The organism is Pseudomonas sp. PDM01, assembly GCF_014852325.1.
GTDB lineage: Bacteria > Pseudomonadota > Gammaproteobacteria > Pseudomonadales > Pseudomonadaceae > Aquipseudomonas > Aquipseudomonas migulae.
In genome coordinates, this window is record NZ_JACVBK010000002.1 from 26637 (window position 1) to 38765 (window position 12129).

At 59.1% G+C, this 12129-nt stretch carries 13 protein-coding genes; 9 read left to right on the forward strand and 4 right to left on the reverse strand.

Annotated elements, in window-relative coordinates; translation table 11 throughout:
* Window positions 1–5: 5 nt before the first annotated feature.
* Both IB246_RS04670 and IB246_RS04675 read right to left on the reverse strand, forming a co-directional pair.
* Entirely contained in the window at window positions 6–647 is a 642-nt protein-coding gene (locus tag IB246_RS04670) for a dual specificity protein phosphatase family protein (protein WP_008027710.1), read from the reverse strand.
* 198 nt (window positions 648–845) lie between these two features.
* Window positions 846–1151 carry a hypothetical protein gene (locus IB246_RS04675; RefSeq protein ID WP_008044679.1) on the reverse strand — a complete coding sequence of 102 codons (306 nt, stop codon included), beginning with the start codon at window positions 1149–1151 and terminating at the stop codon, window positions 846–848.
* A 231-nt stretch (window positions 1152–1382) separates the two neighbouring features.
* On the opposite strand from IB246_RS04675, the gene IB246_RS04680 reads away from it, so the two are divergent.
* The 3 genes from IB246_RS04680 to IB246_RS04690 all read left to right on the forward strand — a co-directional run bounded on the left by IB246_RS04680 (window position 1383) and on the right by IB246_RS04690 (window position 5033).
* Entirely contained in the window at window positions 1383–2441 is a 1059-nt protein-coding gene (locus IB246_RS04680; RefSeq protein ID WP_008027708.1) for a PA0069 family radical SAM protein, read from the forward strand.
* Between the two features lie 243 nt (window positions 2442–2684).
* Complete coding sequence (locus IB246_RS04685; RefSeq protein WP_008044681.1) at window positions 2685–3416, forward strand: carbonic anhydrase; 732 nt, start codon at window positions 2685–2687, stop codon at window positions 3414–3416.
* Window positions 3417–3506: 90 nt separating this feature from the next.
* Complete coding sequence (locus IB246_RS04690) at window positions 3507–5033, forward strand: SulP family inorganic anion transporter (RefSeq protein WP_008044689.1); 1527 nt, start codon at window positions 3507–3509, stop codon at window positions 5031–5033.
* A 101-nt stretch (window positions 5034–5134) separates the two neighbouring features.
* On the opposite strand, the gene IB246_RS04695 is transcribed toward IB246_RS04690, so the two are convergent.
* Complete coding sequence (locus IB246_RS04695; protein WP_008027703.1) at window positions 5135–5785, reverse strand: hypothetical protein; 651 nt, start codon at window positions 5783–5785, stop codon at window positions 5135–5137.
* Between the two features lie 371 nt (window positions 5786–6156).
* Here IB246_RS04695 and coxB point away from each other — a divergent pair, with 371 nt between their 5' ends.
* The 4 genes from coxB (at window position 6157) to IB246_RS04715 (ending at window position 10550) form a co-directional block, all read left to right on the forward strand.
* Window positions 6157–7284, forward strand: coding sequence for a cytochrome c oxidase subunit II (gene coxB / locus IB246_RS04700; RefSeq protein ID WP_008027701.1), 1128 nt, complete (start codon window positions 6157–6159; stop codon window positions 7282–7284).
* A gap of 82 nt (window positions 7285–7366) precedes the next feature.
* Window positions 7367–8959: a cytochrome c oxidase subunit I gene (ctaD, locus tag IB246_RS04705; protein WP_008044690.1), complete on the forward strand. Its 1593-nt coding sequence runs from the start codon at window positions 7367–7369 to the stop codon at window positions 8957–8959.
* A gap of 126 nt (window positions 8960–9085) precedes the next feature.
* Complete coding sequence (locus IB246_RS04710; protein ID WP_008027696.1) at window positions 9086–9637, forward strand: cytochrome c oxidase assembly protein; 552 nt, start codon at window positions 9086–9088, stop codon at window positions 9635–9637.
* 25 nt (window positions 9638–9662) lie between these two features.
* Complete coding sequence (locus IB246_RS04715) at window positions 9663–10550, forward strand: cytochrome c oxidase subunit 3 (RefSeq protein WP_008044692.1); 888 nt, start codon at window positions 9663–9665, stop codon at window positions 10548–10550.
* A gap of 4 nt (window positions 10551–10554) precedes the next feature.
* Here the strand turns inward: IB246_RS04715 and IB246_RS04720 are convergent, their stop codons facing one another.
* Entirely contained in the window at window positions 10555–10758 is a 204-nt protein-coding gene (locus IB246_RS04720; protein ID WP_008027692.1) for a twin transmembrane helix small protein, read from the reverse strand.
* Between the two features lie 70 nt (window positions 10759–10828).
* Between IB246_RS04720 and IB246_RS04725 the strand changes: the two genes are divergently transcribed.
* Window positions 10829–11569 carry an SURF1 family protein gene (locus tag IB246_RS04725; protein WP_008044693.1) on the forward strand — a complete coding sequence of 247 codons (741 nt, stop codon included), beginning with the start codon at window positions 10829–10831 and terminating at the stop codon, window positions 11567–11569.
* The gene (locus IB246_RS04730; RefSeq protein WP_008027689.1) at window positions 11535–12128 is read left to right on the forward strand and encodes a hypothetical protein; all 594 of its coding nucleotides are present in this window, start codon (window positions 11535–11537) and stop codon (window positions 12126–12128) included. The genes IB246_RS04725 and IB246_RS04730 overlap by 35 nt, the downstream gene beginning before the upstream one ends.
* Window position 12129: the final 1 nt, after the last annotated feature.

A 12129-nucleotide genomic window follows, 5' to 3' on the forward strand; every position in this document is an offset into this window, starting at 1 on the left:
TGCTGTTACTCAACGTGGGCCGACTTGAACCAGCTCTTCATCGAGCAGGCCGCGAACGGGCTTGTACTGCATTCCCCATTGGCCAACGCCGTGCGCAGCTTCTCGGCATCCGCCTGCATCATGTAACGAATACCGTCCTTGAAGTGGGTGCTGTCGCCAAAGCCACCTTGAGTCATCTCGTTCAGGGCGTCTTCCTTGCTCCAGCCTTGCACCACCACCCGGTACATGGCGGCCATCAGGCCGGTCCGGTCCGAACCATGCTTGCAGTGCATCAACACCGGGCCCTTGGCTTCGGCGGCCTGAATGGTGCGAAGGGCCTTGAGCACATCCGCGTCATCCACGTGGTTGGTGCGATAGGGCAACTGCACCTGGTCTATACCGGGCGTGGCCAGCCAGCTTGAATCCGACTCGGGCAGGAAGTTGATCACGGTGGCGACCTTGAGTTTTTCCAGCAACGGGACGGCTCCGCGGTCAGGCAATGCACTGCGGTAGAGCGTTGGAGACATCTGGAAGAGGTTGTACTGCACCTCGACCGATTGAGCCCACTCCGCAGGACGGGGTGCGACCGCATCGTCAGCGTGGGCGAGCGTCAGATTGAGGAATGCGACCAGCGACAGGCACATCGCAGGGATAAGACGTAGGGACATGCTCGGCGACCGTATGCAAAGAGGCGGGATGACGACGCCAGATTGAGCCCTGATCAGTCAAAGACCTGTGAGCCGTCTGTCAAAGAATCGTGAATCATCCATTTATATACGATTGATCAACCATGGACGACGGTAGTTTCATGCCCCATTGCAACTAAGCCTGTATGAATCTCACACAGGCTTAGTTAAATAACAGGCTTAAGGATTGACGATACTGGAATACGCTTTCGCCAAGGCCAACAGTTTCTCCTTGTCATCACTGTCGATATCGCCGTCACCGTCCACATCGCTATTGACTGCTTTGATAGTGAAGGACCGGCCACCATCATTGGAGACCGCCGTCACGTAGGCTGAATCCACCAGGGCCTCGGTCGACAGCTCATTCACGGCGTCCCACCCCAGCTCCTTGCGAGCCAGTTGCATCGATACCTGCGCTTCCCGCGGGTTGGCAATACTCGGCGCCAGCAATTGTAAAAAGATACCGCGTTGATTAAATAACGACATTTATTAATTCCATTTAATAAGTAAATACACGGAACTTCGTGCGAAGCGAATACTACTTATCAAGTTAGCGTCGGGGCTATTCGATATTTGTTTCCCGGCGTTGCGCCAAGTTGTACTTGTCAATCAATTCCACAATAAATGGCCATCCTGCTTTGCCAGAGCGCCAAACGGCACTGGCCGGGTCGCTCAACCTTCGATACTGTATGCACATACAGCTACGAGTATTGTCCGATGAGCACTCCCTTGCCACCCCGCGGTCGCGGCACCGCCACCAACCCGCACAACCGCTTCGCGCCAAACCGCTCGGTGGCGGAGGACGATGGCTGGTATCAGGAGGCGCCGATGACCCAGGGCACCGAGGTGCGCATCGAGACCGCTAAAACCATCATCACCCGCAACAACTCGCCGGATCTGCCCTTCGATCGCTCGATCAATCCCTATCGCGGTTGCGAGCATGGCTGCATTTATTGCTACGCACGGCCCAGCCACGCCTATTGGGACATGTCGCCGGGGCTGGATTTCGAAACCCGATTGATCGCCAAGACCAACGCCGCCGATGTGCTGGAAGAACAGCTGTCCAAACGCGGCTATCAATGCGCGCCGATCAACCTGGGCTCCAACACGGATCCTTATCAACCGATCGAACGCGAACACAAAATCACCCGCAAAACCCTGGAGGTGCTGCTGCGTTACCGTCACCCGGTGACCATCATCACCAAAGGCTCGCTGATTCTTCGCGACCTGGACCTGCTGGCCGAACTTGCCGAGCAAAGGCTGGTGGCGGTGATGATCAGCCTCACCACGCTGGACGATGAACTCAAACGCATCCTCGAACCGCGTGCCGCAGCGCCCAAGGCCCGTCTCCGGGCGATCCGGGTGATGCGTGAAGCCGGGATTCCGGTGGGGGTGTTGTGTTCGCCGATGATTCCGATGATCAACGACAGCGAGCTCGAAAGCCTGTTGACCGAGGCACAGGCGGCCGGCGCGCAAAGTGCGGCCTACATGATGCTGCGCCTGCCACTGGAAGTGGCGCCGCTGTTCGAAGAATGGCTGGCGGCCCATTATCCTCAGCGGGCGGCCCATGTGTTGAGCCTGATCCGCCAGAGCCGTGGTGGCGAGCTCTACGACAGTCGGTTTGGCAGCCGGATGCGGGGCGAAGGTCCATTTGCCGACCTGCTGGCGCAACGCTTTGCCAAAACCATCAAACGCCTGGGGCTCAATCAGCGGGAAGGTTTCAATCTGGATTGCGAAGCCTTCTGTCCGCCGGGTCGCCAGATGTCGCTGATTTAAGGACAATTGGCCTATGGTGAGTAATGGAAAACGTGCGGCGCATTTAGGCTGGTCACGTTTTTTGTGATCTGGAACACACGTTCTAGAGCGGTTCATTCAGTTTGAGTTAAGATTCGGCCGCTACCTTGTTCATCGAGTGACTGACGGGTCGAGATTTCCGGCCTGGATGTTTTTTATACAGCCACTGGCTTCACACCGGACAAAACGGGAAAATTCCCTGACTCCGCCAATGAGGATGAATTCATGAGTGACAAGGATAAACAGCCGTTGGCTGCGTCGGCTTCAGCCCAAACCGAGGCAGAAACCGCCGATGCAGCGTTGAAGCATATTGTTGACGGCTTTTTGCATTTTCATCATGAGATCTTTCCGCAGCAGGAAGAGCTCTTCAAAAAACTCGCCACGGCTCAACAGCCAAGGGCGATGTTCATTACCTGCGCCGACTCACGCATCGTGCCCGAACTGATCACCCACAGTTCGCCGGGCGATCTGTTCGTGACCCGCAACGTGGGCAACGTCGTACCGCCTTACGGCCAGATGAACGGTGGCGTATCCACGGCCATCGAGTACGCGGTGCTGGCGCTGGGCGTGCAACACATCATCATCTGCGGCCACTCCGATTGTGGCGCGATGCGTGCGGTGCTCAATCCCGACAGCCTGGAAAAGATGCCCACGGTCAAAGCCTGGCTGCGGCATGCGGAAGTCGCGAAAACCATGGTGCACGACAACTGCAACTGCACCGACGAAAACGAGACCATGCACATCCTCACCGAAGAGAATGTCATCGCCCAATTGCAACACTTGCGTACCCACCCCTCGGTAGCCTCGCGCATGGCGAACGGTCATCTGTTCATCCATGGCTGGGTCTACGACATCGAGACCAGCGCCATCAAAGCTTATGACGCCGATCAGGGTCGTTTCCTGCCGCTCGATGGCAGCCATCCGATACCAGTGGCGACGCCCAAAGCGCGCTTCTAAATCTTCCTAAAAATCTGTGTGGTTTGACCCCGGCCGCTGTTTCAGCGGTCCGGCCTTGCCATGCCTGAAGAAAACTTCGGGAGAATCACCATGCGTGCAGCGCAACTCAAAGCTGTTCTGCCACGGGAGCTGCTCGCTTCAGTGGTCGTGTTTCTGGTCGCCCTGCCCTTGTGCATGGGCATCGCCATCGCCTCGGGCCTGCCACCCGCCAAAGGCCTGATCACCGGGATCGTTGGCGGCCTGGTGGTGGGCTGGCTTGCCGGTTCGCCACTGCAAGTCAGTGGCCCGGCGGCCGGGTTGGCCGTTCTGGTATTCGAACTGGTGCGCCAGCACGGCATCGCCATGCTTGGGCCGATCCTGCTACTGGCGGGTTTCCTGCAACTGGTGGCCGGGCGCTTGAAGCTGGGCTGCTGGTTTCGAGTGACGGCGCCGGCGGTGGTCTACGGCATGCTGGCCGGGATTGGCGTGTTGATCGTGTTATCACAGGTGCATGTGATGCTCGACTCGGTGCCGAAACCTTCCGGGCTGGATAACCTGGCCGCCTTCCCCGCTGCCGTGGCTCAAGCCTTGCCTTCTTTTGGATGGCAAGCCGGTTTGCTCGGGCTCGCAACCATAGCGGTGATGTGGTTGTGGGAAAAACTCCGCCCACATTCCCTGCGCTTCATTCCGGGAGCATTACTGGGCGTAGGTCTGGCGACTGTTGCCAGCCTGATGCTCGCCTTGCAGGTCAAACGGGTGGAAGTCCCGGCCAATCTGGCGGAAGCCATCGACTGGCTGAAACCGGAAGACTTGCTCAACCTGGCCGACCCGACCCTGCTGATCGCCGCTTTCGCCGTGGCCTTCATCGCCAGTGCCGAAACCCTGCTGTCGGCCGCAGCGGTAGACCGCATGCACAGCGGTCAACGCTCGGACTTTGACCGGGAATTGTCGGCTCAGGGTGTGGGCAACATGCTCTGCGGCCTGCTTGGTGCGCTGCCGATGACCGGCGTGATCGTGCGCAGTTCGGCCAACGTGCAGGCCGGCGCCACCACCCGAATGTCGACGATATTCCATGGCCTGTGGTTGCTGGCGTTCGTGTTGCTGCTGTCGAGCGTGCTGCAAAGCATTCCCGTGGCGAGCCTGGCGGGTGTGTTGGTTTACACAGGTTTCAAATTGGTGGACCTGAAAGCCTTTCGCAGCCTGGGCCGATACGGCCGGATGCCGATGTTCACTTACGCGGCGACAGCGCTGGCGATCATCTTTACCGATCTGTTGACGGGCGTGCTGATCGGCTTCGGTCTGACGCTGGCGAAACTGGCGTGGAAGGCCTCACGGTTGAAAATCAGCCTGATCGATCTGCCCAAGGACGGTGAGATGGAATTGCGACTGATCGGGGCGGCGACCTTTCTCAAGGTGCCGGCACTGACTCAGGTGCTGGGGACCATCCCCGCCGGCGCGACGGTGCATGTGCCGCTCAATAACCTGAGCTACATCGATCATTCGTGCCTGGAATTGCTTGAGGAATGGGGGCGGGCCAATGCGGCCAAGGGTTCGACGCTGCGGATTGAGGCGCGGGGGTTGAAGCGCAGGCTGGAAGGGCGGTTGCGGACCACCACCGGAGTAGGCTCCACCGCCTAACCTTTGTAGGAGCCGGCTTGCTGGCGATGGGAGCGCCGCGGTGTCATGTGACACCGCGTTATCGTTCATCGCCAGCAAGCCGGCTCCTACAGGAGGGGTGTTTAGGCGGCGGGTTGGTCCAGTTCGAGACCTACCCCCAGCCGGCGCGACATGCATGGCCAGCGTTTCCACGCAGCGCCGGTATCCGGGCTGCTGAGCTTCGCGCGGTAGGCTTCGACCGATTCCAGCGCAAAGCTTTCATCGTCGAGCATGTTATCCACCGCGTGGTGCACCACTTCATCCAGTTGGTTGGCAAATTCCTCACCGATCAGTTGGTGAGCGATCAGGTTGGCGACAGTCATGTCCAAGGGGATCAGTGGCTGGCCAAAATGCTTGATGTACAGGTCGTTGACCTCTTCGACAAACCGATGCGCCAGATAGGCCTCGTCCAGCAGGCTGTCCAGTCCGACGTGCCCTGCCATGATTTCTGGCGGCTGAAGGAAGTATTGCTCGGCAATTTTCAGCACCGGTTTGATCTGTGACTCGATACCCGCTTCCCTGGCGACTTCATTGGCTGCATCCAGCAGATCAGGAACTTCATCGATATAGGCGGCTACAAAACGCGTCAGCACGCCATTGGCATCCGCCTCCGGCAGTTGGATCGATGGGTGTAGATGAGGCAGTTTGCTTTCCAGCTGACGTGTCAGCAGGCCGGTCTCGGCTTCATGTTGTTGGGCTTTTTGGATCTGCTCGCGCAATGCGGCGGTGTTCATGAAAACTCCAGGAAACAAAGGCAATGAAATAGGGAAGACATAACTTAGCTGGCATCCAAAATCTGCTAAGACGCATTTGTCATAAATATTTCATCCTTGAGACGTCAAAGTTATATCGATGTGCCACCACTCCTCTGCATCCTTCTCCATTCGTGACCTAGAACGCAAGTCCCAGCTGTTTCAGATGATTTACGCCCTCACATTGCGAGGTAGCAGTCGCTGTCTATACTCGGGTTGGAATGGAGTTAGCTGATGACGTCCGACTGCACACGCAGCAAGACCCGGCGATTCAAGTTCGTAGTCTGAAAATGCCGCTCCCTTGCCGCAGGTGAAAGCCGGCGGGATAACAAGAACGATAAGGGGAACCCGCAATGATGCGACATCCACACGTCTGGATGGGCCTCCTGTTGTGGTCGATTTTCAGTCAGGCACAAGCGGCCTGGACTGTGAATATGGCGCCGGGAGCGACTGAAATCAGTCACGCAGTATTTGACCTGCACATGACCATTTTCTGGATCTGTGTAGTGATCGGCATCATCGTCTTCGGCGCCATGTTCTGGTCGATGATCCTCCACCGCCGCTCGACCGGGCAGGTGGCCGCCAAGTTTCATGAAAGCACTACCGTCGAAATCCTCTGGACCATCGTGCCCTTCATCATTTTGGTGGCCATGGCGGTACCGGCGACAGCGACCCTGATCAAGATGTACGACGCCAGTGAGCCGGATATCGATATCCAGGTCACCGGCTATCAGTGGAAGTGGCACTACAAATACCTGGGCCAGGACGTCGAGTTCTTCAGCAACCTGGCCACTCCCGCCGACCAGATCCACAACAAGGAAGCCAAGGGCGAGCACTACTTGCTCGAGGTCGACAAGCCGCTGGTGCTGCCGATCGGCGCCAAGGTGCGCTTCCTGGTGACCTCCGCCGACGTCATCCACTCCTGGTGGGTGCCAGCCTTCGCGGTCAAGCGCGATGCGATCCCGGGGTTCGTCAACGAAGCCTGGACCCGCGTCGACAAGCCCGGTCTCTATCGTGGCCAGTGCGCCGAGTTGTGCGGCAAGGACCACGGCTTCATGCCGATCGTGGTCGAGGTCAAGGAAAAGGCCGATTACGAAAAATGGCTGGGCGAGCGCAAGGCAGAAGCTGCGCAACTCAAAGAACTGACCAGCAAGGAATGGACCCTCGACGAGCTCAAGGAGCGCGGCGACAAGGTCTATCACACCACTTGCGTGGCCTGTCACCAGGCCGAAGGCCAGGGCCTGCCGCCGATGTTCCCGGCGCTCAAGGGCTCGAAAATCGCCACCGGACCGATCAAGGATCACTTGGGCATTGTCTTCCACGGCAAGCCTGGCACCGCCATGGCGGCGTTCGGCAAGCAGCTGTCGGAAGTCGATATCGCAGCGGTCGTGACCTACGAACGTAACGCCTGGGGCAATAACAAGGGCGACATGGTCACGCCTAAAGAAGTGCTGGAGCTGAAACAGGCGGAAAGCAAATGACCCGGTCTATTGCGTACACCAGCAACCGGTCGGGGCTCTGCGCCCCGGCCCGCCCAGCCTCTCTGTTTGCAGGAGACATGAAATGACGGCTGTCATCGATGACCCTGTCCATACCCATACCGAGCACGCCCATGGCCCTGCCAAAGGCCTGATGCGCTGGGTGCTGACCACCAACCACAAGGATATCGGCACGCTGTACCTGTGGTTTGCGTTCTCCATGTTCCTCTTGGGCGGTTCGTTCGCGATGGTGATTCGCGCCGAACTGTTCCAGCCGGGGTTGCAGATCGTCCAGCCGGAGTTCTTCAACCAGATGACCACCATGCACGGTCTGGTGATGGTCTTCGGTGCGGTGATGCCGGCCTTCGTCGGCCTCGCCAACTGGATGGTCCCGCTGATGATCGGCGCGCCAGACATGGCGCTGCCGCGGATGAACAACTTCAGCTTCTGGCTGCTGCCGGCGGCGTTCCTGCTGTTGGTGTCGACCCTGTTCACCCCCGGTGGCGGCCCCAACTTCGGCTGGACGTTCTACGCGCCGCTATCCACGACCTATGCGCCGGAAAGCGTGACGTTCTTCATCTTCGCCATCCACTTGATGGGGATCAGTTCGATCATGGGTGCGATCAACGTGATCGCCACCATCCTCAACCTGCGCGCCCCCGGCATGACGTTGATGAAAATGCCGCTGTTCGTCTGGACCTGGCTGATCACCGCGTTCCTGCTGATCGCGGTGATGCCGGTACTGGCCGGTTGCGTGACGATGATGCTGATGGACATCCACTTCGGCACCAGCTTCTTCAGTGCTGCCGGTGGCGGTGATCCGGTGTTGTTCCAGCATGTGTTCTGGTTCTTCGGTCACCCGGAGGTGTACATCATGATCCTGCCGGCCTTCGGTGCCGTCAGCTCGATCATCCCGGCATTTTCGCGCAAGCCGCTGTTCGGCTACACCTCGATGGTCTATGCCACGGCATCTATTGCGTTCCTGTCCTTTATCGTCTGGGCACACCACATGTTCGTGGTGGGCATTCCGCTGGTGGGCGAGCTGTTCTTCATGTACGCCACGCTGCTGATCGCGGTGCCGACCGGGGTGAAGGTGTTCAACTGGGCCAGCACCATGTGGCAAGGCTCGCTGACCTTCGAGACACCGATGCTGTTTGCCGTGGCGTTCGTGATCCTGTTCTCCATCGGCGGCTTCTCCGGGTTGATGCTGGCCATCGCCCCGGCGGACTTCCAGTACCAGGACACCTACTTCGTGGTCGCGCACTTCCACTACGTACTGGTGCCGGGGGCGATCTTCGGGATCTTCGCGTCGGCCTACTACTGGATGCCGAAATGGACCGGCCACATGTACGACGAAACCCTCGGCAAGCTGCACTTCTGGCTGTCGTTCATCGGCATGAACATGGCCTTCTTCCCGATGCACTTCGTGGGGCTGGCAGGCATGCCGCGGCGGATTCCGGACTACAACCTGCAATTCGCTGACTTCAACATGGTGTCGTCGATCGGTGCGTTCATGTTCGGCGCCACGCAGATTTTCTTCCTGTTCATCGTGATCAAGACCATCCGTGGCGGCCCACCAGCACCGGCCAAACCGTGGGATGGCGCGGAAGGCCTGGAGTGGAGCATCCCGTCACCGGCGCCGTATCACACGTTCACCACGCCGCCGGAAGTGAAATGAAACACCTCGCTCCTGTAGGAGCCGGCTTGCTGGCGATGAACGATTACGCGGTGCGCCTGACGCACCGCGGTGTTTGCATCGCCAGTAAGCCGGCTCCTACAGGGTTCGGTGTTGAGGGTTTGAATCATGGCTGATTCTGTTTCGATGAAAAAACTGGTCACCCGCCTGTTGCTGGTGGTGGTGGCGATGTTTGTCTTCGGCTTTGCCCTGGTGCCGATCTACGACGTGATGTGCAAGGCGTTCGGCATCAACGGCAAGACCGCCGGGCAATACGAAGGCGAACAAACCGTCGATACCTCGCGGCAGGTCCGCGTGCAGTTTCTGTCGACCAACTCTGCTGACATGTCCTGGGATTTCTACCCCAAGAGCGATGAGTTGACGGCCAACCCAGGGGCGGTCAACGAGATGATCTTCATCGCCCACAACCCGACCGACCGGCCGATGAGCGCGCAAGCGGTGCCGAGCATCGCGCCGAGCAACGCGGCGGCGTATTTCCACAAGACCGAATGTTTCTGCTTTACCCAGCAAGTGCTGCAGCCCGGTCAACGGATCGAGATGCCGGTACGTTTCATCGTTGACCGCGACATGCCCAAGGAAGTGAAGCACCTGACGCTGTCCTACACGCTGTTCGATATCACCGCCCGACATCCACCGGTGGCTGTAAATACTGGCGGCTGAGCGTGCCCGATAAGGAGAACAATAAATGGCAACTCATGAGCACTATTACGTACCGGCCCAAAGCAAATGGCCGATCATCGCCACGGTCGGGATGTTCATCACCGTGTATGGCCTGGCCACCTGGTTCAACGATCTGAAAGCGGCGCGGCCGGAATCCCACGGCCCGTTGATCTTTTTCGTCGGTGGCCTGCTGCTGGCGTACATGCTGTTCGGCTGGTTCGGCACGGTGATCAAGGAAAGTCGCAGCGGTTTGTACAGCGCGCAGATGGATCGCTCGTTCCGCTGGGGCATGAGCTGGTTCATTTTCTCGGAGGTGATGTTCTTCATCGCCTTTTTCGGCGCGCTGTTTTATGTGCGCCATGTGTCCGGTCCCGCCTTGGGTGGCGAAGGCACCAAAGGCCTCGCCCACATGCTGTGGCCTGCCTTCCAGTGGACCTGGCCGCTGCTGAACAACCCGGACTCCAAACTCTTTGTGCCCCCGAAGGAAGTCATCAGTCCCTGGGGCCTGCCGTTGCTCAATACCGTGTTGCTGGTGAGTTCCAGCGTCACGATAACCATCGCCCACCACGCCTTGAGAAAGGGCCATCGCGGTGCGTTGAAAATCTGGCTGGGGATCACCGTGTTGCTGGGCTGCGCATTCCTCGGCTTCCAGGCCGAAGAGTACATCCACGCCTACCACGAACTGGGCCTGACCCTGGGTTCGGGCATCTATGGCGCGACGTTCTTCATGCTCACCGGATTCCACGGCGCCCACGTAACCATCGGCACCATCATTTTGTTTGTGATGCTGATGCGAATCCTGCGCGGACACTTCGATAACGAGCACCAATTCGGCTTCGAGGCAGCGAGTTGGTATTGGCACTTCGTGGACGTGGTTTGGATCGGGCTGTTCATTTTCGTCTACGTGCTCTGAGGCTTTACCAAGGCGCAGTAGAGACCAACTGGCCGCTGAAAAAACCCCAGGCGATCAAGCCGACGGTAACAGCGGCCAGGGCAACACGGACACTCAAGGCAATGACGAGGCGGTTCGAGCTGCTGTCGTCCTTGACCAGAAAAAACAGGCCGCTGAACAGGCTGACAACCGTGGCAATCAGCATCAGGACGATGGCTGCTTTGAGCATGGTGGGACTCCGGGGGACAGGCGATGCACTTGAGTATAGCTATCGCGACCAATGACTTTCTGGCGACGCCATGAAGCGCTTTCGGCCGGGCATCGTGCCGACGCTGGTGGTCGCCCTCCTGCTGCCGCTGCTGGTGTCGCTCGGCTTCTGGCAACTGGGCCGTGGCGCGGAGAAAAGCGCGCTGCTGCACACCTACGCCGAGCGCCGCGCCGCCGAACCGATGGCCAGCACCGAACTGCCACACACCGAGGATCCGGCCTTTCGCCGGGTTCGCCTGCACGGCCAGTTCGACGCCGCGCACAGTCTGCTGCTGGATAACCGTCAACGCGACGGCAAGGTTGGCGTGGAGCTGCTGCAACCGTTTCAGGATCAGGCGACCGGGCTCTGGCTGCTGGTCAATCGCGGCTGGCTGCCGTGGCCGGACCGGCGCACACCGCCGCAATTCACCACACCCGCCCAGGCATTGAGTCTCGATGCCTGGGTCTACGTTTCTCCCGGCGCAACGTTTCAATTACACGCTGACCCGGACAGCACAACCTGGCCGCAGCTGATCACAGCGGTCGAGCCGACCAAGCTCTGGTCCGCGTTGGGCCGTGAAGGGTTTGCCTACGAATTACGCGCAGAAAACAGCCTTGCGACCTACCGCGCCGACTGGCCGATCGTTGCTACAGGGCCGGAAAAACACATCGCTTATGCCGTGCAGTGGTTCGCCATGTCGATCGCCCTGCTCGGCCTTTTTATCTACCTCGGCTGGCACAACGCAAAGGAGAAACACCATGGGAGCGGCCATGAATCCACCCAGCATGTCTGAAGCGAAAACGCCGGCGAACCGGCGCAAGGGTCGCTTGCAGCTGTTACTGATCCTGCTCGTGGTGATCGGCCCGATGATCCTCGCCACCGGCATGTACAAACTGAATTTCTGGGTGCCGGAAGGCCGCAGCTATCACGGTGAACTGATCGGCAACGGCCAGACCCGCGCCGACCTTGGCGTGCAGGCGCAGGAAGAGCGCTGGCAGTTACTGGTCACGGCACCGAAGGCGTGTGCGGTGGACTGTCAGCAACTGGTGTATCTGGCACGGCAGATCCAGATCGGCCTCGGTCGCGATGCGTCCCGCGCCAGTCATGCCATCGCCACCGCGCAGCCGCTGAACAGCGATTACGAGACTAAACTTCAACGCGAGTACCCGCAGTTGCAGCGGTATTCCCTGGACCTGCCGACCTACACCAAAGGCGCTCAGAGCAATGACACGCCGCACCTGTGGATCATCGACCCCCACGGCAATCTGGTGCTGCGCTACGACCCGACGGTGAAGGGCAAGGACTTGCTCAACGACCTGCGCCATCTGCTGAAACTGTCGAACATCGGATAAG

Excerpts from the sequence above, each read along its gene's own strand:
- IB246_RS04670 (WP_008027710.1), bottom strand. The coding sequence starts at position 647 with ATGTCCCTACGTCTTATCCCTGCGATGTGCCTGTCGCTGGTCGCATTC.
- IB246_RS04675 (WP_008044679.1), bottom strand. The coding sequence starts at position 1,151 with ATGTCGTTATTTAATCAACGCGGTATCTTTTTACAATTGCTGGCGCCG.
- IB246_RS04680 (WP_008027708.1), top strand. The coding sequence starts at position 1,383 with ATGAGCACTCCCTTGCCACCCCGCGGTCGCGGCACCGCCACCAACCCG.
- IB246_RS04685 (WP_008044681.1), top strand. The coding sequence starts at position 2,685 with ATGAGTGACAAGGATAAACAGCCGTTGGCTGCGTCGGCTTCAGCCCAA.
- IB246_RS04690 (WP_008044689.1), top strand. The coding sequence starts at position 3,507 with ATGCGTGCAGCGCAACTCAAAGCTGTTCTGCCACGGGAGCTGCTCGCT.
- IB246_RS04695 (WP_008027703.1), bottom strand. The coding sequence starts at position 5,785 with ATGAACACCGCCGCATTGCGCGAGCAGATCCAAAAAGCCCAACAACAT.
- coxB (WP_008027701.1), top strand. The coding sequence starts at position 6,157 with ATGATGCGACATCCACACGTCTGGATGGGCCTCCTGTTGTGGTCGATT.
- ctaD (WP_008044690.1), top strand. The coding sequence starts at position 7,367 with ATGACGGCTGTCATCGATGACCCTGTCCATACCCATACCGAGCACGCC.
- IB246_RS04710 (WP_008027696.1), top strand. The coding sequence starts at position 9,086 with ATGGCTGATTCTGTTTCGATGAAAAAACTGGTCACCCGCCTGTTGCTG.
- IB246_RS04715 (WP_008044692.1), top strand. The coding sequence starts at position 9,663 with ATGGCAACTCATGAGCACTATTACGTACCGGCCCAAAGCAAATGGCCG.
- IB246_RS04720 (WP_008027692.1), bottom strand. The coding sequence starts at position 10,758 with ATGCTCAAAGCAGCCATCGTCCTGATGCTGATTGCCACGGTTGTCAGC.
- IB246_RS04725 (WP_008044693.1), top strand. The coding sequence starts at position 10,829 with ATGAAGCGCTTTCGGCCGGGCATCGTGCCGACGCTGGTGGTCGCCCTC.
- IB246_RS04730 (WP_008027689.1), top strand. The coding sequence starts at position 11,535 with ATGGGAGCGGCCATGAATCCACCCAGCATGTCTGAAGCGAAAACGCCG.